Origin of the sequence: Streptomyces sp. NPDC127097 (assembly GCF_042724075.1) — a bacterium.
Classification (GTDB): Bacteria; Actinomycetota; Actinomycetes; order Streptomycetales; family Streptomycetaceae; genus Streptomyces.
Window position 1 is genome coordinate 34,923 of record NZ_JBHXFI010000021.1, and the last position, 23,512, is coordinate 58,434.

Sequence of the window (23,512 nt, forward strand, 5' to 3'; positions counted from 1 at the left end):
CGACGGATCTCGTCGGGCTTGCGCGCCGTCATTCCCCGCGGGCGACGGGCAGATGGGGCAGCCGGTCGGCCGCGACCACCCCTTCGAGATAGCCGCGGGCCCGTTCCGTACGGGCGTAGGACTCCAGCAGTCGCCAAAAGCGGGGGCCGTGGCCGGGGACGAGCAGATGGGCGAGTTCGTGCAGCAGGACGTAGTCGATGACGTACTCCGGCATGCCCTGGAGGCGGTGCGAAAGGCGGATGCTGCCCTCGGCCGGGGTGCACGATCCCCAGCGGGTGTTCTGGTTGGTCACCCAGCGCACCGAGGCGGGGCGGGCCCGGCCGTCCAGATACTGGCCGGACAGCCGCTCGGCGCGCTCGGCCAGCTCGCCGTCGCCCAGCATCCGCTTGCTCTCCTGGGCGGCGAGCTTGTCCAGCATGACGGTGACCCAGCGCCGCTCCTCCGCCTCGGACATACGGGCCGGAATCAGGACCACCGTGCGGTCGCCCTCGCGGTACGCGGAGACCGTTCTGCGCCGTCGTGAACTGCGGCGCACCTCGACGGCGCTGGTGCCCGAGCCGCGGGCGACGGGGCCGGGGGCGGCACCGCGCGAGGTGTCAGCGGCGCGGCGCAGAGGGGTTTCCCCTGAACCGTGGGCGGGAGGGTCGGCGGGCACGCGCCCGACGTTACCCGCTGGCGCGGCGGGAAGTCCCGCCCCGCGGACGGTTCGCCATCGAACCACTCCATGGCGTGCACCGCTTGTACGACCATTGCCCACCGCCTGTGGATAACTTCCGCATCGATCCGCCGCAGGGCGCATGCTGAGTGCCGGACGACGAATCAACGGACGGGGGCGAAGATGAGGCATCCGATGCTCAAGCCCGCGCTGCGGCGCGGATGGCGGGACCGGGAGACGGTGCGGTTCGGGGTGGCACCGGCGCATGCGATGGTGGTCGGCCCGGTCGATACGGCGACCGGCAGTTTCCTCTCGCTGATCGACGGCACCCGCACCATGCGGCAACTGGTCGAGGAGGCCGCGTTACTGGACCTCCCGCCCGAGCATGTGCGGGGTGTCGTGGACCGGCTCGGCGCCGCCGGGCTGCTGGAATCCCCCACCGGGGGCGGCCCGGCGGCCGAGGCGGTCCGGGCGGACCACACCGCTTTCGAGCAGCTGCGGCCCGATCTGGCTTCCCTCTCGGTGCGGCATCCGGAACCGGCGGGCGGGCTGGGCCGGATAGGAGCGCGCCGGGCGGTCCGGGCCCGGGTCAAGGGGTCGGGGCGGGTCGGCGCCGCGATCGCGGCGCTGCTCTCGGCCTCGGGGATCGGCCGGGTGGAGGTGTTCGACGGCGGCACGGTCCAGCCGTGGGACGTCCTGCCCGGCGGGCTGCCGGCCGAGCGGATCGGCGAGCGGCGGCGCTCGGCCGCGCAACGGCTGGTTCAGCAGTCCTCCCCCTGGAGCCGTACCCCACGGCCGAGGGTCCCGGTCAGCGAATCGGGCGAACCCGGGCTGTCGCTGGTGGTGCTGGCCCCACGGGACGGACTCGGCGCGTACGCCCCCGACCCCGTGCTGTCCGAGCCGTTGCTCACCGCCGGAATCCCACATCTTTACGCGGGGGTGATCGAGGGCACGGGTGTGGTGGGTCCGTTGGTGCTGCCCGGCGGTTCGGCCTGTGCCCGCTGCGACGAGCTGCGTCGTACGGACGCGGAGCCGGCCTGGCCGCGGTTGCTCGCGCAGTGGCGGTCGGGGCGTGCCGCACCCGCGGTTCCGGCCTGCGATGCCGCGTTGGCAACAACGGTCGCGGGGATCGCCGCCGTCCAGGCGCTGGCGTTCCTCGATGGCGAACTGCCGCCGTGCACGGGTGCGCGGATGGAGCTCGCGGCGCCGTGTGCGAGCGTGCGCACGGTGCGGATCGAGCCGCATCCGGACTGCGGCTGTGGCGCTGCCGCTTCACCGGCTTCGGCAGGCATCTCGGATCCGCAGCCCGAACACGCCACAATGACGGAGTAACCCCGGTAGGGGGACAGTGTGAGTTGGAGGGGCGCATGTCTGATCTTCCCCGCAAGGCGGTCACCCGCACCGCCAAGCTGGCCGCGCTGCCACTGGGGTTCGCCGGCCGCGCCACCTGGGGCCTGGGCAAGCGGATCGGCGGCAGATCCGCCGAGATCGTCGGCCGTGAGCTGCAACAGCGCACCGCGGAACAGCTCTTCAAGGTGCTCGGCGAGCTGAAGGGCGGGGCGATGAAGTTCGGGCAGGCGCTGTCCGTCTTCGAGTCGGCGCTGCCCGAGGAGATCGCCGGCCCGTATCGCGCCGCGCTGACGAAACTTCAGGAAGCGGCGCCGCCGATGCCGACGAGCACGGTGCACGCGGTGCTGGCGGAGCAGCTCGGCGAGGACTGGCAGGAGCTGTTCGAGGAGTTCGAGGACAAGCCGGCCGCGGCGGCCTCGATCGGGCAGGTGCACCGGGGGGTGTGGCACGACGGCCGCGAGGTGGCCGTCAAGGTGCAGTATCCGGGGGCCGGTCAGGCGCTGCTGTCAGATCTGTCGCAACTGAGCCGGTTCGCCCGGCTGTTGGGTCCGCTGGTCCCGGGCATGGACATCAAGCCGCTGATCACCGAGCTGCGCGACCGGGTGTCGGAGGAGCTGGACTACGCCTTGGAGGCGGAGGCCCAGCGGGCCCATGCCGCGGAGTTCGCCGACGACCCGGATGTGGTGGTGCCGGCCGTGGTCCACCAGTGCGACCAGGTGCTGGTGACGGAGTGGATGGCGGGGGTGCCGCTGTCCGAGGTGATCGCGGAGGGCACCGACGAACAGCGGGACCGGGCCGGCCAGCTCCTGGCGCGCTTCCTCTTCTCCGGCCCCGCCCGTACGGGCCTGCTGCACGCCGACCCGCATCCGGGCAACTTCCGGCTGCTGGCCGGGGACTTCCCGGACGGACCGGTCGAGGAGTGGCGGCTGGGGGTGCTGGACTTCGGCACCGTCGACCGGCTCCCCGACGGGCTGCCGCCGACGATCGGCACGTCCCTGCGGATGACGCTGGACGGCGAGGCCGACGCCGTGTACCAGCTGCTGTGCGAGGAGGGCTTCGTCAAGGAGTCCATCGAGCTGGACCCGGACGCGGTGCTGGAGTATCTGCTGCCCATCATCGAACCGGCGCAGGTGGACGAGTTCACCTTCACCCGGGGCTGGATGCGCAGGCAGGCGGCCCGGGTCGGTGACCCGCGCTCGCCGGCCCACCAGTTGGGCAAGCAGCTCAACCTGCCGCCCGCGTACCTGCTGATCCACCGGGTGACCTTGAGCACGATCGGGGTGCTGTGCCAGTTGGGGGCGACGGTACGGCTGCGTGACGAACTAGAAGCCTGGATGCCCGGTTTTGTACCCGAGGAGGAACCGGCGGGCTCGGAGCTCACCGGCTTCGACACCGTCGTCGGCGCGGAGATCGGTGAGGAGGCCGTCGAAGGGTCCACCGCCTGAGCCCGCCCGCCGGGCCGCACCGGTCGCCCGCTTCGCCCACCTCGCCGACGGAGCGGGCACGGCGGCCCGGGCCCCGGCTTCAGCTTCGGCTTCGAGGGCCTTCACCACCAGGTCGAATCCAGGCGTCCCTCAATGGCCCGGAGGTTCTCCCGCGCGCAGTCGTCGCAGAAGTAGCGGCGTTCACCGTTCTCGACGGAGCAGGTCCAGGTCGGCGGGGTGCCCTCGGCCCTCGCGCCGCAGCCGGCGCACACCGTGTTCCCGTCGGCCAACTCCGCCTGTTCATGCGTCTTCCGGTCCACCGTCCGACGATATCCCCGCCAACCGCAGGAACGGGGATATCACGCACCACGGGGCCCGCCCTGTCGGACGGACCCCGTATGTGGCGGTATCAGCGCACCGCCGTTACTGCATCACGGCCATGGCCAGCGCACGGCGGGCACGCAGCGACGCGCGCTCGGCGCGCCGCTGCATACGCCGCGCGGCGGCGAGCCGATGGGCCCTGCGTTCCGATTCGGCCACCCGGAGCCGTTCGTGCATATGAGCACGAGCCAGGGCTTCTGGGATGAGTTGCATGGCGTGGTTCCTGTTCTGACGCGACTCGATCACGTCGGTGTTCACGGGGACGGGTGTGTCGGTGAAGGTGGGGTTCATCGTGAGGTCCTGCTTCTGGGGATCCCGTGTGAGGGGACGGTCGATCGTTCCTGTGCCGATGGTGTTCATGCCGCGACCGGGTTCTTGCGCGGACGGCCACGCGGCCGCTTCCGCGGCACGACAACGCCCTGGACGAAGAGCTCGCCGCCCCAGACGCCCCACGGCTCACGGCGGTCCTTGGCACCCGCGAGACATGCCTCACGGACGGGGCAGGTCTGGCACAGCGCCTTGGCGTACTCGACGTCGGCCGGGGACTCGGCGAAGAAGACCTCCGGGTCGTAGGTCCGGCACGGAACGGCAGCGCCGAGGCGGTCGATCTCGTCGTCGAGCTCGGTGAGGGGCAGCAAGGAGTTCTCCTGGGGGTCGGGCGGAGGGATCAGGTCGGTTGCTACGGACGGGGTGTGCGTCTGGAGTTGCACGGTGGTGTGTTCCTCGTCTGTTCGGCCCGGCTGGTGGCGGGCGCTTGGGCAAACAAAAGGGCCGCGGATCCCGGTGTGGGTTCCGCGGCCCTGGAAGGTGCCGACCTGATCGTGCCGATCAGGCTGGATCTCTCCAGGGTTCGTGGCCGCGGTAGGCCCACATTTCATGCTGCGTCTGGTACTGCTTCCGGGATTCGGCACCGTTGGCCGCCGCGAAGGCAAAGGCATTCACCGATGCCGCCACTACGGCTGCCGCAGGTGCCTCGGTCGGTCGCGCGGTGCGCTCACCGCGCGTCAGCACAGCGAGGGACTCGGGGCGCGCGACCTCGGTACCGGACAGGCGGCCGAAGCCGGACAGACCGGTGCCAGGGAGCGAGGAGCCGAGCGGGCAGGTGGCGACGACCGAGGGATCGGTCATTTTGTTGGTCTCGATGATGCTGATCACTGGTCTCGCCTCCTCTCGGCGTCTCGGTGGACCGGGAATCCCGTTCCAGGGTGTTCAAGTACAGCACGGATCCATCGGATCTCGGAAAGAAACCGTTGTCTCCGTTGCTTCTGAAGGCTATGGGGCGGTGCTCCGCGGGCGCAAACTATTTTTTCGACGAGTTTTCCGCGGCGCCTTCGGGCCCCTCCTCCGCGACCCCCGCGAGCTCCTCGCCGGCACAGATCGCCAGCACGTCACTGCCGTAGCGGTCGAACTTCCGCCGCCCCACTCCTGAGATGACCGCAAGCTCCGATTCGGTTCCCGGAACGGCCTCCGCGATCGCCATCAGTGTCTTGTCGGTGAAGACGCAGTACGCGGGCTGCCGGGAGCGCGCGGCCTGCTCGGCCCGCCAGTCGCACAGTCGCTCGTAGAGCGCCTCGTCCAGCTCCGAAGGGCAGTCCTCACACCGCATCAGCTTCATCTCGCCCGGGTCCGTGAGCGTCCTGTTGCAGACCCGGCAGCGGGCCGGGCTGCGGTGCTTGGTGCGCCGGGCCACCGCCGCCGGCCCGTCGCCGCGCTCGACACCCCCTGGGGCCGCGCCCGGTGTGCGGCGGCCCGCCACCGCCCCGGAGCCCGGCCGCAGGCCGCTCAGGAACCGGCTGGGGCGGCGAGAGGCCCGGCCGCCCGGCGAGCGCGCCAGCGACCAGGACAGCCCCAGATGGAGCCGGGCGCGGGTCACGCCGACGTACAGGAGGCGGCGCTCCTCCTCTATCTGCTCGTCGGTCTTGGCGTAGGTGATCGGCATCATGCCTTCGGTGAGACCGACCAGGAAGACGGCTTCCCACTCCAGGCCCTTGGCGGCGTGCAGGGACGCGAGGGTCACGCCTTCGACCGTCGGGGCGTGCTGCGCGTTGGCCCGCTCGTCCAGCTCGGCGACGAGGTCGGCGAGGGTGGCCGTGGGCCGGGCCCGGGCGAAGTCCTCGGCGAGCCGCACCAGAGCGGCCAGGGACTCCCAGCGGTCCCGCACCGCCCCGGAACCGGCCGGGGGCCGGCTGGTCCAGCCCATGTCGCTGAGCACCGCCCGTACCTCGGACGGCAGGTCCAGTGCGTCGTCGAGCAGCGCGTCGTTGCCCCCGAAGCGGGCGGCCCCCCGTAGCTTGACGCCCGCCTCGCGCACCTCCGGCCGTTCGAAGAACCGCTCGGCGCCCCGCAGCTGATACGGCACCCCGGCGTCGGCCAGCGCCTGCTCGTAGACCTCGGACTGGGCGTTGATGCGGAAGAGGACGGCGATCTCCCCGGCGGACACGCCGGAAGCGATCAGGTCGCGGATACGGCGGGCGGTGCCCTCGGCCTCGGCGGGCTCGTCGGCGTACTCCGTGTAGACGGGCTCGGGGCCCGCGTCCCGCTGCGAGATCAGCTCCAGGCGGTGCTCGGCGGCCCGCCCACGGGCCTGGGAGAGCAGGCCGTTGGCGAGGTGCACGACCTGGGGGCTGGAGCGGTAGTCGCGGACGAGCTTGACGACCGTCGCGTTCGGGTGGCGGGTGCGGAAGTTGAGGAGGTGGTCGGGAGTGGCGCCGGTGAAGCTGTAGATCGTCTGGCTGGCGTCGCCGACCACGCAGAGGTTGTCGCGGTCCCCCAGCCACAGCTCCAGCAGCCGCTGCTGGAGCGGGCTGACGTCCTGGTACTCGTCGACGACGAAGTGCTGATACTGCGTACGGACCTGCTCGGCGATGTCGTGCCGGTCCTGGAGCACACCGACCGTGAGCAGCAGCACGTCCTCGAAGTCGATGGCGCCCCGGTCGCGCTTGAGCTGTTCGTACGTACCGTAGATCTGCCCGACCTCGGCCGGGTCGCGCGGGGCCTCCCGGCCGGCCTTGGCGACCGCCGCCGGATAGTCGGCCGGAACGGTCTGGGTGACCTTGGACCACTCGATCTCCGCCGTGACATCGCGCAGCTCACTGCGGTCGAGCCGGATGCGGCAGCGGGCGGCGGCCTCGGCGACGAGCTGGATCTTGCGCTCCAGCAGCCGCGGGACCTCCCCGCCGACGGCCTTCGGCCAGAAGAACTGGAGCTGCCGCAGCGCCGCGGAGTGGAACGTCCTGGCCTGGACCCCGCCCGCACCGAGCTGCCGCAGCCGGCCCCGCATCTCGCCTGCCGCTCGGGCCGTGAACGTGACGGCGAGCACACTCGCGGGCTGGAGAATCCCGGCCCGGACCCCGTACGCGATCCGGTGGGTGATCGCGCGGGTCTTGCCCGTGCCGGCACCGGCCAGCACACACACCGGACCGTGCAGAGCCGTCGCGACCTCGCGCTGCTCGGGGTCGAGCCCGTCCAGCACCCCGTCGGCCGAGTCAGGCACCTGCGGGAAAAGAGAGGAGTCCGTTGCTGCTGTCACCCCGCCATGCTGCCAGGTCCACCGGGACGCCCGGGACAGCCGTCCACAGCCGCCGGAGCCGGTCGTACGGGTCCGGCCCGCTGTGGACAACCGACGGTGCGGGAGCGCGGCGGGTGCTTTCCTGGTCTCGGCGGTCGGAAGCGGCAGCCGGCGGAGGTGGCGGGCGAAGGCGGTGGGTGAGGCGGCTCCTGGACGAGGTGCGGGCTGGGCTGGGCTGGGCTGGGGCAGCTTGCGGGGCGACTTTGGTCGGTGGGGGTTGGGGTGGGGAGGGGCGGGGGTGGGGGTGGGGGCGCCCCCCGGGGGGATGGCCCGCGGCAATTGGCAGGGCGCCCAGTAGCCGGCGGGTGAGTAGGCCCGCGGGTGAGAAAGCCGGCGAGCGGGAAACCTGGCGGGCTCCGCCCTCCCCCGGCTGCCCCCGCCCACCGCCCGCAACAGGCCGTTCCCGAGAAGTTCCACCGGCCGTCCGTCCCCCAGACCGCCCCCGAGACCGTTCCACACGCCGTCCCCGAGACCGCTCCCGACGCCGTTTCGACCCCCGGGAATGGTCGAGAGGGGATGTGCGTTGAGTTGCTTGGCCGCGTCGGGTACGGATGCGGGTGGTATTGGATCAAGACTTAGTGAAGGAGCGCAGGACGCATGGCGGGCACTGTGACGATGTACAGCACGACCTGGTGTGGCTACTGCCGTCGGCTGAAGGGCCAGATGGACCGCGAGGGCATCGCCTACACCGAGATCAACATCGAGCACGACCCGGAGTCCGCGGCGTTCGTGGAGAAGGCGAACGGCGGCAACCAGACGGTGCCCACGGTTCGCGTCGTCCCCACCCAGGGAGACTCCGAGGTCGTCATGACCAACCCGAGCCTCGCTCAGGTGAAGCAGGCGCTCGGCGTCTGATCCGCGGTGGTCGCAGCCCTCGTCCGACGTTCTCCGGCGAGGGCCTGGCCTTGCTCCCGGCCGGTCAGTAAGACGGCCGCTGGTCGGTGAGCGGCTCTGCCACCCTCATGAAGGCACCGCATCAGGCGCGGCCGGCCCCTTCGGCCGGCCGCGCCCCCGTTCACGGCTTCGGCAGGGGCTTGCCGTACCAGAGCTCGATGAGACGGGCGGCGATGGAGATGCCGTAGGGCGGGAGGACCTCGCCGGATTCGAAGGCGGCGCGGAGGTCCTCGCGGGAGAACCAGCGGGCCTCTTCGATTTCCTCGCCGTCGACCTGGATCTCGGCGGAGGTGGCGCGGGCCATGAAGCCCAGCATCAGGCTGGAGGGGAAGGGCCAGGGCTGGCTGGCGATGTATTCGACGTCGCCGACGACGACGCCGGCCTCCTCGAAGACCTCGCGGGCCACCGACTGCTCGATGGACTCGCCCGGCTCGACGAAGCCCGCGAGGGTGGAGAAGCGGCCCTCGGGCCAGTGGACCTGGCGGCCCAGGAGTGCGCGGTCCTCCTCGTCGGTGACGAGCATGATCACGGCCGGGTCGGTGCGCGGGTAGTGCTCGGCGCCGCAGGCGGGGCAGCGGCGGATGTGGCCCGCGGCGGCGATGACGGTGCGTTCGCCGCAGCGGGAGCAGAAGCGGTGCAGCCGCTGCCAGTTTTCGAGGGCGACGGCGTGCACGAGGAGCCCGGCGTCGCGGGGGGAGAGCAGCAGGCCCGCCTCGCGCAGGCCCGCCGGGCGCGCGGACTGGTCCATCCGGCCGGGCAGCGAGTCCTTCTGGAGGGCGAAGTAGCTGACGCCGTCGTCGTCGGTGCCGAGGTAGTAGCGGTGGGCTTCGGTCAGCGGCGCCTCGAAGGACGGCGTCATGATCAGCTCGGTGCGGCCGTCAGGGGTGTCGTCGATCAGCGCCTGGCCGCCGGACACCACGAAGACGCGCGTCGTCGGGTGGCTCCAGGCCGCCGCCAGCCATGCCTCGTCGAGGCGGTGATGGGCGGAGCGGTCGATTCCGCTCGGCGCGCTGAAGGTGATCGGCCGGTCGGCGCTGTGGTCGGTCCAGGTGGTCACTGGTGTTTCCAACTCCCCCTATGGCGTGGGTGATTGCTGCGTACGGGCGCGGGTCGGTACGGCGGTGCGCGCGGTCAGGCCGTTTGCCAGGTCTCCGCCAGGTCGCCCCACAGGTGGGCGGCGGTCTCGACGCCCTTCATCAGCAGGTCGAGCTCGACCTTTTCGTTCGGTGCGTGCCAGCCGTCGGACGGGATGGAGATGCCGAGGAAGAGCACCGGGACGCCGAGGACGTCCTGGAGGTCGGCGGCCGGTCCGGAGCCGCCCTCGCGGGTGAAGCGGATCTTCTGGCCGAAGGCCCGGCCCATGGCGCGGACGACGGACTGGAGCGCGGGGTGGTCGAGCGGGGTGAGGCAGGGGCGGGTGGCGCCCCAGAAGGAGATCTCGTGCCGGATGCCGGCCGGGAGGCGCGCGGCGACCCAGTCGCGTACGGACTGCTGCACGGCGGCGGCGTTCTGGCCCGCGACCAGCCGGAAGGACAGCTTGAGCTGTGCGGTGGCGGGCACGATGGTCTTGCCGCCGGGGCCTTGGTAGCCGCCGCCGATGCCGTTGACCTCGGCGGTGGGGCGGGCCCAGATGCGTTCCAGGGTCGTGCTGCCGGCCTCGCCGAGGGTGGCGTGGGAATGCGCGGTGCGCAGCCATTCCTCCTCGTCGAAGGGGAGCTCGGCGAAGAGTTCCCGTTCCTGGTCGGTGAGTTCGATCATGCCGTCGTAGAAGCCGGGGACGGCGACCCGGCGGTCGGCGTCGTGCAGGGCGGCGGCCAGCCGGGCGGCCTCGGTGGCGGGGTTGGGGACGGCGCCGCCGAACGATCCGGAGTGGATGTCCTGGTCGGGGCCGTAGAGGTCGATCTGGCAGTCCGTCAGGCCGCGCATGCCGGTGCAGACCGTGGGGGTGTCCTTGGACCACATGCCGGTGTCGGAGACGATCACCGCGTCGCAGGCGAGGCGGTCGGCGTGCTTTTCGATCAGGGCCGGGAAGTTCGGTGAGCCGGACTCCTCCTCGCCCTCGATCAGCAGCTTGAGGTTGACGGCGGGGGCGGTGCGGCCGGTCGCGGCGAGGTGGGCGCGTACGCCCAGGGTGTGGAGGAACACCTGGCCCTTGTCGTCGGCGGCGCCGCGGGCGTAGAGCTTGCCGTCGATGGTCTCCGGGGCGAAGGGGTCGGTGTGCCAGCCGTCCTCGCGGGCGGCGGGCTGGACGTCGTGGTGGCCGTAGACGAGCACGGTCGGCGCGGACGGGTCGCCGGAGGGCCATTCGGCGAAGACCGCGGGCAGGCCGCCGGTCTCCCAGATCTCGGTGGTCGGGAAGCCGGTGTCGGTGAGCTTCGCGGCGAGCCACTCGGCGCTGCGGCGGACATCGCCGGCGCGCTCCGGGTCGGCGGACACGGAGGGGATGCGCAGCCATGCGGCGAGGTCTTCGAGGAAGGTCTCGCGGTGGAGGGTGAGATACGCGCGGACGGCGCTGTCCGGGGTTGTGCTCATACGACCGAGCCTATCGGCCTTCCGGGGGAGGCAGGTCGGCGGTCTCGCCGAGCAGGATGCGTTCGAGCCCGGCCCGGCCGGGGAGCCGGGTGGGTCTGACGACCTCGCCGCTGCGGACGTAGAGGAAGGCGGCGTCGACGGCGGACGGCTCCAGGCCGTGGCGCTCGGCCCAGGCGAGGCGGTAGATCGCCAGCTGGAGGGGGTCGGCGGTGTGGGCGCGGCCGGTTTTCCAGTCGACGATCTCGAAGCGGTCGCCGTCGGGGCCGGGCTCCTTGTAGACGGCGTCGATCCGGCCGCGGATGACCCGGCCCGCGAGGGTCAGCTGGAAGGGGGCCTCGACCCGGTAGGGGGTGCGGTGGGCGTACGGGGTACGGGCGAAGGCTTCCTTGAGGGCTTCGAGGTCGTGCTCGTCGACGATCTCGGTGTCCTCGCCCGGTTCGGCGCCCGGCAGTTCGTCGGGGCCGAGCAGGGGCAGCGTGAGTTCTTCGAAGCGGGATTCGACCCAGGCGTGGAAGCGGGTGCCGCGGCGGGCGCCGGGCTGGGGCGGGCGCGGCATGGGGCGGGCCAGTTCGCGGGCGAAGCCGTCCGGGTCCGCGGCGAGGCGGAGCAGTTGGGTGGCGCTGAGCGCGGAGGGCAGCGGGACGTCGCGGACGGTCGCGCGGGCGCGGCGCAGCTCGGCGGCGAGGGCGTCGAGATCGCGGTCCCAGGAGCCGACGGTGCGGCGCTCTTCGGGGAGGAGGGGGTGGGGGGTGTCGTCGGGGTGGGTGGTGTCGGCCGGGTGGGCCGGGTCGGTCGGGCCGGTGAGGTCGGGTTCGGTGGAGCGCTGGGCGACGATGCGGGGGCGGGGGGCGGTCTCGCTCTCGGCCTGGGCCCGGCCCTCGGCCTCGGCGGGGGTGTCGTACGCCGGTCCCGCGTGCGCCGCGGCGTCGCCAAACGGGCCGGCGTCCTCGAACGTGCCGGCGTCCTCGAACGGTCCGGCGTCCTCGAACGGTCCGGCTTCCAAGTCATCAACGTCGAAGGGACCGGCCTCGGCCGCCTCGTACGGCGGGGCGTCGGCGGAGCCGTACGGCGCGGCCTCGTCGAACGGCTCGGCCTCCGGAAGGTCGAACGGGTCCGCCTCGGGGAGCTCGTACGGGTCGCCGTCCCATGTGTCGTCCGGCGGGACCGGCGGCCAGTCGGGGTCGTGGGCGAGCCGTGCGGGTGCGGCGGGGCCGGAGACGGCCGCCCCCGGTGTCATCCTGCGTTCCAGATGGGCGCGGACCGTGGCGGCGGCGGTGCGGCGGCGGGCGGTGGCGGTGGGGTCGAGAGGCAGGGGCCATGCCTGTTCCGTGGCGGCCTCGGCGAGGGCCGGGTTCTCCGCGCCGTCCTCGGGGGCCTCGGCCCAGTGCTCGATCTCGCCGTGGCCGGCTTCGCAGTGCTCGCGCAGGGCCTCCAGGAAGGCGGACGGGCCGCGCGGCCGCTTCTGTTGGGGGCCCCACCAGTGGCCGGAGCCGAGGAGCAGGGAACGGGGGCGGGTGAAGGTGACGTAGCCGAGGCGGAGTTCCTCGGTTTCCTGGTGGTGCTTCATCGCCTCCTTGAAGGATTTCAGGCCGCGGGCGGTCCATTCCTGGACGTCGGGGAGGGTCGCCGCGTCGCCGCGCAGGGCGTGCGGGAGGACCTTGGGGCGGCTGGTCCAGGACTCGCGGGCCTGTTCGCTGGGGAATTGCTTGGCGACCAGGCCGGGGACGGCGACGACGTCCCATTCCAGGCCCTTGGACTTGTGGGCGGTGAGCACCTTGACGGTGTTGTCGCCTCCGGGGAGCGAGCTGTCGAGGCCCTTCTCGTACTGGACGGCGGTGCGCAGGAAACCGAGGAAGGCGAGGAGGGTGGCGTCGCCGTCGAGGGATTCGCCGCCCTGTTTGGCGGCGAATCCGGCCGCGATGTCGAGGAAGGTGCCGAGGGTTTCGCGGCGGCGGGCGGCGAGGGCGTGCGGGGAGGCGGACAGCTCGACTTCCAGGCCGGTGGCGGCGAGCACCCGGTGGAGCACGTCCATGAGGGGGTCGCCCAGGGAGCGGCGCAGGTCGCGGAGTTCGGTGGCGAGGTAGGCGAAGCGCACCCGGGCCTCGGCGGAGAACGGGAGGCCGTCGTCGGGTCCGTCGGCTTCCAGGAAGGTGTCGAGGGCGTCGGCGAGCGAGATGGTTTCGGCGGGGTCGACGCCTTCGACGGCCTCGGCGAGGCGCTGTCCGGGGTCGTCGGACGGGCCGCCGTGGTGGACGAGGGTGCGGGCGCGGCGTCCCAGGAGCGCGAGGTCGCGGGGGCCGATCCGCCAGCGCGGGCCGATCAGCAGGCGGACCAGGGCGGCGTTGGCCGTGGGGTCCTGGAGCACTTCGCAGACGGCGACGAGGTCGGCGATCTCGGGCAGATGCAGCAGCCCGGAGAGGCCGACGACCTCCACGGGGATGTCCCGGGCGACCAGTGCGCCCTGGATGCGGGCGAAGTCGCCGGCGGTACGGCAGAGCACGGCGATCTCCCCAGGCGGGGTGCCGGTGTGGACGAGGTGGGCGAGGGAGTCGGCGAGCCAGGTGAGCTCTTCGGCGTGGGTGGGCAGCAGGGCGCAGCGGACGAGGCCGTCGCGTGCGGCGCCGGGGGCGGGGCGCAGCGCTTCGACGCCTTCGTGCATCCGGCGGAGGGGGGCGGCGAGGCCGTTGGCGAGGTCGAGGAGGCGGCCGCCGCTGCGGCGGTTCTCGCTGAGGGCGTAGCGGCGGGCAGGGGTCCCGTCCTCGAAGGGGAAGTGTTCGGGGAAGTCGTCCAAGTTGGCCACGGAGGCGCCGCGCCAGCCGTAGATGGCCTGGCAGGGGTCGCCGACGGCGGTGACCGCATGCCCGAGGGCGGTTCCGGTGCCGGCGCCGAAGAGGCCGGAGAGCAGCAGGCGTTGGGCGACGGAGGTGTCCTGGTACTCGTCGAGCAGGACGACGCGGAATTCGTCGCGCAGGATGCGGCCGACTTCCGGGCGGGTGGTGGCGAGGGTCGCGGAGTGGGCGATCTGGTCGCCGAAGTCGAGGAGGTCGCGACGGCGCTTCTCGTTGCGGTAGGCGGTGACGAGGTCGAGGAGTTCCTGGCGGCCGCGGGCGGTTTCGGGGGCTTTGCGCAGGTCGGCGTTGGTGAGCTTGATGCCGTCGAGGGTGGCGAGGAGGTCGCTGTCGTAGGCGCGGAGCGCGGCGGGGTCCACCAGGTGTTCGGCGAGCTCGGCGTCCAGGGCGAGGAGGTCCTCCACGAGGGAGGGCAGGGAGGTGGTGAGCGCCGGGTAGGGGCCGGGGGCGGCGCGCAGGGTGCGGGCGGCGAGCTGGAAGCGGGTGGCGTCGGCGAGGAGCCGGGCGCCGGGCTCCAGGCCGATGCGCAGGCCGTGGTCCTTGAGGAGCTGGCCGGCGAAGGCGTGGTAGGTGGAGATCCGCGGCTCGCCGGGGGGCCGGCCGGGGGCGCCGTCGGCGGGCGGGAGGGCGTCGGGGTCGGTGACGCCGGCGGCGAGCAGCGCGGCCCGGACGCGTTCGGCGAGTTCGCCGGCGGCCTTGTTCGTGAAGGTCAGCCCGAGGACCTGTTCGGGGGCGACCTGGCCGGTGCCGACCAGCCACACCACGCGGGCGGCCATGACCGTGGTCTTGCCGGAACCGGCTCCGGCCACGATGACCTGCGGGGCGGGCGGGGCGGTGATGCACTCCGTCTGCTCCGGGGTGAACGGGATGCCGAGCAGCTCTTTGAGCTGCGCCGGGTCGGTGAGGCGAGCTGACACAACGAGAACGGTAACGGCCGCCACTGACAGTCCGCGGCGCCTGGGCGGCCCTCCCACGTTTTCGGCTCTCCCGCCGTGGGTGTTGCTCGCCGTTTGATGCCCGCTTGCGCGGTGCCCTCGCCGTGCGCCAAGCGCTGCGCTTTGCCTTCGGCTCACGTTTGTGGCTTGCGCGCCGTTTCGCCTGCGGCGGGCTGTGGTCCGCTGCGCGGGGCTGTCGGGGTGCGGTGACGGACCTCCGGGGTAGGGGTGTGGGACTGCTTCGCTTTACGTCCCCCACCCCTACCCCTCCGGCCCGTCCCCTCCCGTTGAGTGGGTGGGAAAGACGGTTGGTGGGGGTGCATGTTGGTGGTCAGGTGCGCCGCACTGGTCGCAGTGAAACTGCCTACGGGCGCCCGCCCCCACTCACCGTCACTCTTCCCCCAACGGGAGGGGACGGGCCGGAGGGGCCTGGTGTGTGGACGTAAAGCGAAGCAGTCCACACACCAGGCCCCAGAGGCCCGTCACCGCACCCACAGCCCCGCGCAGCGGACCCCGCCCGCCGCGTGGGGGTACCTCCCACGCCCTTCAGGCAGTGGGGGAGCAACGGCGAAAAACCACCACGGCGGGACGGGCAGCAACGTGGGAAAATTACGCGCCGCGCAGGGTCTGTCGCTGGCGCCCCAGCCCGTCGATCTCCAGCTCCACGACATCGCCGGCCCGCAGATACGGCTTGGGTTCCGGGTGGCCCATGGCGACGCCGGCCGGGGTGCCGGTGTTGATGATGTCGCCCGGGTAGAGGGTCATGAACCGGCTGACGTAGCGGACCACTTCGGCGACCGGGAAGATCTGTTCGGCGGTGGTGCCGTCCTGCTTCAGCTCGCCGTTGACCCACAGCCGCAGGCCGAGGTTCTGCGGGTCGGGCACCTCGTCGGCGGTCACCAGCCAGGGGCCCAGCGGGTTGAAGGTCTCGCAGTTCTTGCCCTTGTCCCACTGGCCGCCGCGCTCGATCTGGAAGGCGCGTTCGGAGACGTCGTGCGCCACGGCATAGCCGGCCACCGCGGCCAGCGCCTGGTCGTCGGTCTCCAGGTAGCGGGCGGTCCGGCCGATGACGACCGCCAGCTCCACCTCCCAGTCGGTCTTCACGCTGTCCCGCGGGACCAGCACGGTGTCGTCGGGGCCGACGACGGTGTCCGGGGCCTTCATGAAGAGGATCGGCTCCGCGGGGGTCGCGGCGCCCGTCTCCCGGGCGTGGTCGTGGTAGTTCAGCCCGATGCACACGATCTTGCCGATCCGGGCCACCGGCGGGCCGGTGCGCAGCCCGGCCGCGTCGAGTCGCGGCAGTTCGCCGGAGGCGGCGGCGGTGCGGATCCGCGCCAGCTTTTCCTCGTCGGCGAGGAGCGTTCCGTCGATGTCCGGCACCAGGCCCGACAGGTCCCGCAGGGTCCCGGAATCGTCGAGCAGCGCCGGGCGTTCCGTCCCCACCGTTCCGACACGCAGCAGCTTCATCGGTTCCTCTCCCGTGGTCGAAGGTCGGCCCGGAAGGGATCTCCCGGGCCGGCCGATGGGGGACGGCCATCGAGCGATTTGGCTGATCGTCCAAGAACGGGGTCCGGTCCGCAAGACCCCGTTCACGGACTGGACCGTTACCGAGAGGTTGGGACGAGGTGCCCGGAAGCCCCGTCGCCGGACCGCGGAGCCGCCTCTCCGGCAGCGGCGGGATCAGGCCCGGGAGGTGGCCTCGGAGGTGCCCCTGGCCTGCGAGTTGGCCCTGGCGCGGGCCGCCCGCTGGCGGGCCGCGCGGGTCTTGGGCGTGCGCCGGTCCGCCCGCTGCTGCGCCGGGCGGGCCCCTTCACCCGGAGCCCCGTCCGCCGCGGCGGACCCCGGCGCCACTGCCGGTGCGGCGGGAGCCGCTCCCGGGGCGGCCGCCGCGCCCGCCTCCGCCGCGCCGCGGCCACGCTCCCGGTGCAGCAGCGCCCGTTCGCACGCCGTCCAGGTCGTCGTCGTGACCATGTAGAGCCCGGCGGCCAGCGGCACCACCGCCACCGTGATCAGCGTGCCGAAGGACAGCAGCTGCATCACCTTGGCCATCGAGGCCATACCGGGCATCGCGGGGTTGCCCGCGGCCGGCTGCGGGGTCTTGGCCATCGTGGCGCGGGCCCGCCGGAAGTTCCAGGTGGCGACCGCCGCGACCAGCACGAACAGCCCGAGGTAGACCAGCCCCTGCGGCCCGAACACGCCACCGTCGGCGAGCGCCTCGGTCCAGTGGCCGCCGAGCGGGGCGCCCAGCAGCGTGTGGTCGAGGAGGTCTCCGCCGCCGGTCGAGAACAGGTGGTACATCACGAAGAAGACCGGCAGCTGCACCAGCGTCGGCAGACAGCCGGCGAGGGGCGAGGAGCCGGTCTTGGCATACAGGTCGGCCATCGCCTTCTGGAGCCGCTCGGGGTTGCCCTTGTGCTTGCGCTGGAGTTCGGCGAGCTGCGGGGCGAGTGCCGTACGGGCCTTCTCGCCGCGGGCCGCGGCACGGGCGAGGGGGTGCAGCGCGGCGCGTACCCCCAGGGTGAACAGAACGATGGCGGCGGCCATGGCCGCGGTGCCGAAGAGCGGGGCGATCGCCTGGGCGCCGTGCGCCAGCGCCTCGCCGAGGAAGCCGAACATGGACATGGGTGAGCCCTCCACGGGTCTCGTCGTGCCGGGATGTGGATTCGGCGTGACGAGCCGCGCGGACGCGGAACGAGCGGTACGGGGACCGGACCGGAGCGCCTACGCGGCCGTCGGGAGGGGACGGCCCGGTGCTCGGGGGCGCGGGCGGCCGGCCGCGTCGGGATCACGTTGTGGCAGGAAGGCGGTACGCCGCTCGCGGTCGCGGATGGCCGTACGGATCCGGCCCGGTGGTACCGGCCGCGCGCAGGCCGCGATGAGGAAGGCGCGGCACAGGAGCAGCAGCGCGGTGGTGGTCGCGGCGGCGGTCAGGGCCGTGGTCAGACCGGTCTGGGTGAGCAGGAAGCCGGCGAGGACGAAGAGCAGCGACGAGGTGTACAGGCGCCATGCGTCGACGATGCGGTACATCCGGCGCCCTCCTCAGGTTGTTCGGTCCTCAAGACTTGTCGTCTTCCGCTCAAGAGTAGCCACACCTCTGGGCAGCCGGGAGACCGGCCGGTAGCTTGCGCCCTCTCTGCCGTCGGGGGCGGCGGGAAGCAGGGGGAAATCAAGGGGGAACACCTAGGAGGTGCTGTGCGCGACATCAGCGTCCCGGCCCTGGCGGCTCCACTACGGAGCGGCGGTCTTGCCGACTCCGTCTTCGACACCGCCGCCCACCAGCCGGATTTCGCTCAGCTCGCCCGCCGTGACGACCACACACCCGGCGACTGGCAGGAGGTATCGGCGGCGGATTTCCGTGACCAGGTCATGGCCCTGGCCAGGGGGCTGCTGGCGGACGGGATACGGCCCGGCACCCGGGTCGCGCTGATGTCCCGTACGCGCTACGAGTGGACCTTGTTCAGCTATGCGCTGTGGGCGATCGGCGGGCAGCTCGTCCCGGTCTACCCGACCGCCTCGGCCGAGCAGCTGCGCTGCATCCTCACCGGGGCGAAGGTCACCGCGATCGTCGTGGAGAACGAGGCACAGGCGATGACCGTGGCGGAAGCCTGCGACGCACGGGCCATGCTGCGCCGGCTGTGGCAGCTGGACCTGGACTGCGTCCGGCGGCTGACGGAGGAGGGCACCCGGCTGACCGAGGCCGATGTGCACCGGCTGCGGCACGCGGTCAGCCCGCGGGACATCGCGGCGATCGTGTACACGTCGGGGACCACCGGCCGCCCGCGCGGCTGCGTGATCACCCACGCCAATCTCGCCGCGGGGTGCGACACCCTCTACGCGGGCTGGGGCGGGCTGCTGGCCGCGCCCGGCGAACGCCCGTCGCTGCTGGCCTTCCTGCCGTTCGCGCACATCTACGGGCTGATGGTGCAGGTGGCGTGTCTGCGCGGCGGCGTGAAGCTCGCCCATCAGCCCGATGTCACCTCGGACGAACTGCTGCCGGCGCTCGCCTCGTTCCGTCCGACGTTCCTGTTCGCGGTGCCGTACGTCTTCGAGAAGATCTGCGCCCGCGCCCGGCAGGCCGCGGAACAGGCGGGCCGGCGGCGGACGTTCGACGCGGCGATGACGGTGGCGGTGCGCTACGCGGAGGCCCTCGCGGCGGAGGCGCAGGGCACCGGGCGCGGCCCCGACCCGTTCCTGCGGGCCCGGCACGCGCTCTACGACCGGCTGGTGTACTCCCGCATCCGGGAGCTGCTGGGCGGCCGGGTGCGCACCGCGGTCTCCGGCGGCTCACCGCTGTTGCGGGAGCTGGGACTGCTCTTCGCCGGTGCCGGGATCACCGTCTACGACGGCTACGGCCTGACCGAGACCAGCGGCGCGATCACCGTACAGCCGCCCGGCCGGGTGCGCTTCGGGACGGTGGGCATGCCGCTGCCGGGCAGCGCGGTGCATCTGGCGCTGGACGGCGAGGTGTGGGTGCGCGGCGCGGTGGTCTTCGCCGGCTATCTCGACGAGGACGGCGCAGCGGACAGCGGGCTGTACGACGGCTGGCTGGCGACCGGCGACCTGGGGCACCTGGACCAGGACGGCTATCTCGTCATCACCGGCCGCAAGAAGGACATCATCATCACCAGCAACGGCAAGAGCGTGGCCCCGCAGGGGCTGGAACAGCGGCTCTGCGCCCATCCGCTGATCTCGCAGTGCGTGGTGGTCGGCGACAACCGGCCGTATGTGACCGCGCTGATCACGCTGGACCCGGAGGCCCTGGAGCACTGGCACCACCTGCGCGAGGAGCCGGGCGCCGACAGCGCGGCGCCGACGCCGGAGGAGCAGCTCCAGGCGGAGGTGCGGCGGGCGGTGGCCCGGGCGAACGCGTCGGTGTCCCGGGCCGAGTCGATCCGCGCTTTTCGGGTGCTGCCGGGCGAGTTCAGCCAGGAGGCCGGGCTGGTGACGCCGTCGCTGAAGCTGCGGCGGGCGGCGATCGTACGGCGGTACGCGGCCGAGATCGACGCCCTCTACGCCCAGGGACAGCGTGAGGAGCCCGAGACCCGCCAGGACCGGCGCAGATGGGCGGCGGCGGGGCTGTACGCGCGCTGAGAGCGCAGGGCAGGCCAACCTCTGGACGGGCCCGGCCGTTATTTGTCCAGGGGTGAGGACCCGCGACCGCGGGCCCGTCACGGCACTTAACGTCCGGTGGCATTCCAGTAGTGACGAACCGGGAGGCCGTGTGCGGTCCATCCTCAGCAATTCCGCAACATCCGGGCGGACCATCGCCACCGGACTGGTCGTGGCCGCGCTCGTGGCCACGCTCGCGGCGCTGCTGCTGCCCGTCCAGCTCTTCGGTGAGACGGCATCCGCGGCGACCAACACCGTCACCTACGACGATGACGGCGGTGGCACGGTGAACACCCGCTACGGTCCGCTGACCGCCATGGACCGGGACTTCGTGCGCAAGGTCAGACTGGCCGGCCTGTGGGAACTGCCCGCGGGCCGCCAGGCGCAGGAACGCGGGCAGACCGCGGCGGTCCGCAAGGCGGGCGCCATTCTCGTCGCCGGGCACACCGAACTGGACCGGCGGTCGATCGAGGCCGGCCGGGCGCTGGGCATCTCCCTGCCCAACCAGCCCAACACCGATCAGCAGGGCTGGCTGGCGCAGATGAACGCCGCCCAGGGCGACGAGTTCGCCCCGACGTTCGCCGAGCTGCTGCGCCGCGCCCACGGCAAGGTCTTCGGCCTGGTGGCCCTGGTCCGCGACCAGACCAAGAACTCGATGGTGCGCTCCCTGGCGAACCGCGCCAACGACGTCGTCCTGAGCCACATCACGGCGCTGGAGAAGACCGGTGGCGTCGACTTCGACACGCTGCACAGCAGCTAGGCCACGGAGCCCCGGCATGTCACGGCGGCGCGGTCGGCGGCCCGGACGGCGGCGGACTCCCCCGCCCACCGCGGGGGACGCCCCGCGCCCACCACCACCCGCGACCCGGAAGAAACGACACCCGCACCAACCGACACCCCTCACATCGGACGAAGCGAAGTGATCTCATGAGGCAACGGCAACAAGCCCATAAACGCTCGCGTTTGACGAACAGAATGCTGATCGGCGCCACCGCCCTGCTGCTGGGCGGCGGTGGCCTGGCCGCCTACGCCACCACGGCGCTGGCCGGCAACAGCACACCGGACGCGATGGCCGGCCACTCCCAGCACACCGCGAGCGCCTTCACCCTCTCCTGCCCCGATGTGGGCGAGCGGCTGCGCCAGGTGCCCCGCAGCGCCAAGCTCCCGGTCTCCAAGGGGCTGTCGGCGCTCGACAAGCAGGTGCACGACGCGTACCACAGCATGTCGGGCGACGGCACCAGCGTCCTCTCCGGGCTCAAGGAGAAGCGGCAGCGGACCATCAGGATGATGGTCACCGCGATCGCCAAGGACGCCAAACGGCCCAGCTACCTGCTCAAGATGAGCGGCTGCACCACCAAGCCCGTCACCGAGGGCGCCGGCGCGGGCGGCAACGACTCCACGAAGTCCGTGCAGGACGGCTGGTACCAGGGCCAGACCCCGCAGAACCAGACGCAGGGACAGACCCAGGGCCAGACCCAGGACCCCGGTCAGGTGCAGGGCCAGGACCCGGGCCAGGCGCAGGACGGCGGGCAGCAGCAGGGCCAGCAGGGCGGCCCGTCCCCCGACGACTTCGTCGACATCAACAACGTCCAGCCGAACGCGGACGCCCCGCCGTTCGCCGCCCCCCAGGGCGACAACGCCTCGACCGGCACCTTCGTCACCGAGTGCGGCCGCAATGAGGACGGCCACTTCAACTCCGACAACGTCATCGTGACGCCGGGCGTCAGCAACGGCGCCCACCACACCCACGACTACGTCGGCAACAAGGCCACCGACGCCTTCGCCGACGACAACAAGCTCGCCGCCTCCGACACCACCTGCGACAACGGCGACCAGTCCACCCACTACTGGCCGGTGCTGCGCAAGCTCGACGGGAACGCGGAGCAGAAGCCGGGCGCCGCGCAGGACGCCAACGTCGGCACGACGCTGACGCCGGCGACGGTGACCCTGACCTTCCGGGGCAGCCAGTCCGGCCAGGTCCGGGCGATGCCGCGCTTCCTGAAGATCATCACCGGCGACGCCAAGGCGTTCACCAACGGCACCAAGAACGCCAACGCCTCCTGGAGCTGCACCGGCTTCGAGGACCGGCAGCTGAAGGACAAGTACCCGCTGTGCCCCCAGGGCTCGCAGGTCGTGCGCACCTTCGCGTTCCAGAACTGCTGGAACGGCCGGGACATCGACAGCGGCAACCACCGCGACCACATGGCGTTCTCCGACCAGAACGGCAACTGCCCGCAAGGCTTCGAGGCGGTCCCGCAGCTCGTCCAGCGGATCACCTACGACGTCCCGCAGGGCCAGAGCTTCGCGGTGGACAGCTTCCCCGAACAGCTGCACAAACCGGTGACCGACCACGGTGACTTCATCAACGTGATGCCGGACGACCTGATGAGCAAGGCCGTCGACTGCATCAACAACGGCCAGGAATGCACCTGACGGGCCGGCGCGCCTGAGGGCTACGGGCCTGAGGGCTACGGCCCTGAGAGGCAGGCGGCCCTGAGGCAGGCGGCCCTGAGGCCCCTTGGGGGAGACGTCCCCTAAGGGGCCGATGGGCCCCCTGGATCCGACAACGCAGTGGCCCCGTCCCGGATTCCCGGGGCGGGGCCACTGTTCTGCGCCGAAGGGGCGTGGTGCCGGCGGTGCGTCGTCGGACCGGCCGGCGGTCAGCTCAAGGGGCGCGGTGGTTCATCCGTCGGTCCCTCAAAGGCCGTTGACGCGGGCCTCACGGGCCATGCCGAGGGGGCGTATGGAGGACGCGACGGCGCGGGCGCGGCGGCCGGCCCGTGCGCGGTAGCTGCGGACATGGGCCATCAGACGCCGGCTGCGCAGCGCCATCTCCAGCTCGAAGCGGGTACGCGGATCACGCAGCACCGGACCGAAGAGCTTCTCGATCTGGCGCAGGCGGTACCGGACCGTCTGCGGGTGCACATGCAGCAGCTTGGCCGCCTCGGGGGCGCCTCCGCCCTCCAGCCACGCCAGCAGCGTGACTTCGAGCCGTTCGCTCTGCCGGGGCGTCAGCTCCTCCAGCGGGCCGAGCCAGCGGGACGTCAGCGCGTCCGCCAGCGACTCGTCCTGGAGCAGCAGCAGCGCCGAGAGATGGTCGTCGACGAACGCGGGCCGCGACTCCGGGCCGACCCGGCTCGGGGCCAGCGTCAGCAGATACCGGGCCCACCGCAGCGAGGACGCCGTGTCGGTGGCCGGCACCACGTGCCCGACCGCCGCCGGGCGGCCCTTGAGCGCCGCCTCCAGGCGGGCCCGGGTCTGGGTGGCCGGGTCGGGGACGAACAGACAGGTGTAGCCCTCGACATTGCCGATGAGGGCATGCCCCAGCGCCGCGGCGAGTTGGGGCGCCTCGGCGGGGGTGGCGAGCACGACGGCCTGGAGGGTGTCGGGCACCGGCCAGCCCGCCGCGCGGGCCAGCTCGTGCAATCCCTCCTCGGGTACCTCACGTTGGCCGGCGAGCACGTCGAACAGGTCCTGGCGGGCCCGGGCCACCGGCATCGGAGTGACAACTGAGGGTACTGCCGGAGGTTTACTTTCCGACTCTTTTTGGTACCCCAGAACTGTCAGCATGGCCTGTTCAAGCGCCCAATGTGCGTCTTCTACGGGAGTATCCCCGAGAAGTGCGGACAATGCGGGAAATCCGCGTTGCAACTCCGCGACCAACTTCTCGGCGAGATCCGGGAGTTCATTTCTCACTACCCGGTTCCACTCGCCGCGGGGACGCGACCAGATGCGGTTCAGGAGATCACACATCGCTACCTCGATCCTGGCGGGGATGCGGCTGGTACAGGGGATTGGCGCCCCCCCGTGCGCCT

The 23,512-nt window shown here is 72.2% G+C and carries 19 protein-coding genes; 6 read left to right on the top strand and 13 right to left on the bottom strand.

What is annotated here, in order from left to right; all coding sequences use genetic code 11:
• Nucleotides 1-28 precede the first annotated feature (28 nt).
• Nucleotides 29-655 (bottom strand): M48 family metallopeptidase, encoded by a 627-nt coding sequence (locus ACFWJW_RS18055; protein WP_387241721.1) that lies wholly within the window; start codon nt 653-655, stop codon nt 29-31.
• A 183-nt stretch (nt 656-838) separates the two neighbouring features.
• Between ACFWJW_RS18055 and ACFWJW_RS18060 the strand changes: the two genes are divergently transcribed.
• Nucleotides 839-1,987 (top strand): ThiF family adenylyltransferase, encoded by a 1,149-nt coding sequence (locus ACFWJW_RS18060; RefSeq protein ID WP_387241724.1) that lies wholly within the window; start codon nt 839-841, stop codon nt 1,985-1,987.
• Between the two features lie 35 nt (nt 1,988-2,022).
• A complete protein-coding gene (locus ACFWJW_RS18065; RefSeq protein WP_387241726.1) occupies nt 2,023-3,450 on the top strand; it encodes an ABC1 kinase family protein in 1,428 nt (475 codons plus the stop codon).
• A gap of 101 nt (nt 3,451-3,551) precedes the next feature.
• Here ACFWJW_RS18065 and ACFWJW_RS18070 read toward each other — a convergent pair whose 3' ends face one another.
• The 5 genes from ACFWJW_RS18070 to ACFWJW_RS18090 form a co-directional block, all read right to left on the bottom strand.
• Complete coding sequence (locus ACFWJW_RS18070; RefSeq protein WP_387241728.1) at nt 3,552-3,749, bottom strand: hypothetical protein; 198 nt, start codon at nt 3,747-3,749, stop codon at nt 3,552-3,554.
• 103 nt (nt 3,750-3,852) lie between these two features.
• Nucleotides 3,853-4,170 (bottom strand): hypothetical protein, encoded by a 318-nt coding sequence (locus ACFWJW_RS18075; protein ID WP_387241731.1) that lies wholly within the window; start codon nt 4,168-4,170, stop codon nt 3,853-3,855.
• Nucleotides 4,167-4,520, bottom strand: a complete 354-nt coding sequence (locus ACFWJW_RS18080) for a WhiB family transcriptional regulator (protein ID WP_085922793.1) — start codon at nt 4,518-4,520, stop codon at nt 4,167-4,169. Before ACFWJW_RS18080 ends, ACFWJW_RS18075 begins: the two co-directional genes overlap by 4 nt.
• A gap of 118 nt (nt 4,521-4,638) precedes the next feature.
• Complete coding sequence (locus ACFWJW_RS18085) at nt 4,639-4,965, bottom strand: hypothetical protein (RefSeq protein WP_387241735.1); 327 nt, start codon at nt 4,963-4,965, stop codon at nt 4,639-4,641.
• 145 nt (nt 4,966-5,110) lie between these two features.
• Nucleotides 5,111-7,339, bottom strand: a complete 2,229-nt coding sequence (locus ACFWJW_RS18090) for an ATP-dependent DNA helicase UvrD2 (protein WP_387241738.1) — start codon at nt 7,337-7,339, stop codon at nt 5,111-5,113.
• Between the two features lie 636 nt (nt 7,340-7,975).
• On the opposite strand from ACFWJW_RS18090, the gene ACFWJW_RS18095 reads away from it, so the two are divergent.
• A complete protein-coding gene (locus ACFWJW_RS18095; RefSeq protein ID WP_387241741.1) occupies nt 7,976-8,233 on the top strand; it encodes a mycoredoxin in 258 nt (85 codons plus the stop codon).
• Between the two features lie 160 nt (nt 8,234-8,393).
• Here ACFWJW_RS18095 and nudC read toward each other — a convergent pair whose 3' ends face one another.
• From nudC to ACFWJW_RS18125, 6 genes are all read right to left on the bottom strand, one after another.
• Nucleotides 8,394-9,329: an NAD(+) diphosphatase gene (gene nudC / locus ACFWJW_RS18100; protein WP_387241744.1), complete on the bottom strand. Its 936-nt coding sequence runs from the start codon at nt 9,327-9,329 to the stop codon at nt 8,394-8,396.
• Nucleotides 9,330-9,403: 74 nt separating this feature from the next.
• Nucleotides 9,404-10,804 carry a dipeptidase gene (locus tag ACFWJW_RS18105; protein ID WP_387241748.1) on the bottom strand — a complete coding sequence of 467 codons (1,401 nt, stop codon included), beginning with the start codon at nt 10,802-10,804 and terminating at the stop codon, nt 9,404-9,406.
• Between the two features lie 10 nt (nt 10,805-10,814).
• Nucleotides 10,815-14,570 (bottom strand): UvrD-helicase domain-containing protein, encoded by a 3,756-nt coding sequence (locus ACFWJW_RS18110; protein WP_387241751.1) that lies wholly within the window; start codon nt 14,568-14,570, stop codon nt 10,815-10,817.
• Nucleotides 14,571-15,197: 627 nt separating this feature from the next.
• Complete coding sequence (locus tag ACFWJW_RS18115; RefSeq protein WP_387241754.1) at nt 15,198-16,055, bottom strand: fumarylacetoacetate hydrolase family protein; 858 nt, start codon at nt 16,053-16,055, stop codon at nt 15,198-15,200.
• 213 nt (nt 16,056-16,268) lie between these two features.
• Entirely contained in the window at nt 16,269-17,210 is a 942-nt protein-coding gene (locus tag ACFWJW_RS18120) for a YidC/Oxa1 family membrane protein insertase (RefSeq protein WP_387241757.1), read from the bottom strand.
• A 99-nt stretch (nt 17,211-17,309) separates the two neighbouring features.
• On the bottom strand, nt 17,310-17,615 hold the full coding sequence (locus ACFWJW_RS18125) for a DUF6412 domain-containing protein (protein WP_387241760.1): 306 nt from the start codon (nt 17,613-17,615) through the stop codon (nt 17,310-17,312).
• Between the two features lie 165 nt (nt 17,616-17,780).
• Between ACFWJW_RS18125 and ACFWJW_RS18130 the strand changes: the two genes are divergently transcribed.
• The 3 genes from ACFWJW_RS18130 (at nt 17,781) to ACFWJW_RS18140 (ending at nt 22,130) form a co-directional block, all read left to right on the top strand.
• Nucleotides 17,781-19,679, top strand: coding sequence for an AMP-dependent synthetase/ligase (locus ACFWJW_RS18130; protein ID WP_387241763.1), 1,899 nt, complete (start codon nt 17,781-17,783; stop codon nt 19,677-19,679).
• A 130-nt stretch (nt 19,680-19,809) separates the two neighbouring features.
• Nucleotides 19,810-20,457, top strand: a complete 648-nt coding sequence (locus tag ACFWJW_RS18135; RefSeq protein WP_387241766.1) for a DUF4142 domain-containing protein — start codon at nt 19,810-19,812, stop codon at nt 20,455-20,457.
• Nucleotides 20,458-20,672: 215 nt separating this feature from the next.
• A complete protein-coding gene (locus tag ACFWJW_RS18140; protein ID WP_387241950.1) occupies nt 20,673-22,130 on the top strand; it encodes a DUF1996 domain-containing protein in 1,458 nt (485 codons plus the stop codon).
• 264 nt (nt 22,131-22,394) lie between these two features.
• Here ACFWJW_RS18140 and ACFWJW_RS18145 read toward each other — a convergent pair whose 3' ends face one another.
• The gene (locus tag ACFWJW_RS18145) at nt 22,395-23,195 is read right to left on the bottom strand and encodes a CdaR family transcriptional regulator (protein ID WP_018091333.1); all 801 of its coding nucleotides are present in this window, start codon (nt 23,193-23,195) and stop codon (nt 22,395-22,397) included.
• Nucleotides 23,196-23,512: the final 317 nt, after the last annotated feature.

Excerpts from the sequence above, each read along its gene's own strand:
- ACFWJW_RS18060 (WP_387241724.1), top strand. The coding sequence starts at position 839 with ATGAGGCATCCGATGCTCAAGCCCGCGCTGCGGCGCGGATGGCGGGAC.
- ACFWJW_RS18065 (WP_387241726.1), top strand. The coding sequence starts at position 2,023 with ATGTCTGATCTTCCCCGCAAGGCGGTCACCCGCACCGCCAAGCTGGCC.
- ACFWJW_RS18075 (WP_387241731.1), bottom strand. The coding sequence starts at position 4,170 with ATGAACACCATCGGCACAGGAACGATCGACCGTCCCCTCACACGGGAT.
- ACFWJW_RS18095 (WP_387241741.1), top strand. The coding sequence starts at position 7,976 with ATGGCGGGCACTGTGACGATGTACAGCACGACCTGGTGTGGCTACTGC.
- ACFWJW_RS18105 (WP_387241748.1), bottom strand. The coding sequence starts at position 10,804 with ATGAGCACAACCCCGGACAGCGCCGTCCGCGCGTATCTCACCCTCCAC.
- ACFWJW_RS18115 (WP_387241754.1), bottom strand. The coding sequence starts at position 16,055 with ATGAAGCTGCTGCGTGTCGGAACGGTGGGGACGGAACGCCCGGCGCTG.
- ACFWJW_RS18120 (WP_387241757.1), bottom strand. The coding sequence starts at position 17,210 with ATGTCCATGTTCGGCTTCCTCGGCGAGGCGCTGGCGCACGGCGCCCAG.
- ACFWJW_RS18125 (WP_387241760.1), bottom strand. The coding sequence starts at position 17,615 with ATGTACCGCATCGTCGACGCATGGCGCCTGTACACCTCGTCGCTGCTC.
- ACFWJW_RS18140 (WP_387241950.1), top strand. The coding sequence starts at position 20,673 with ATGCTGATCGGCGCCACCGCCCTGCTGCTGGGCGGCGGTGGCCTGGCC.
- ACFWJW_RS18145 (WP_018091333.1), bottom strand. The coding sequence starts at position 23,195 with ATGCCGGTGGCCCGGGCCCGCCAGGACCTGTTCGACGTGCTCGCCGGC.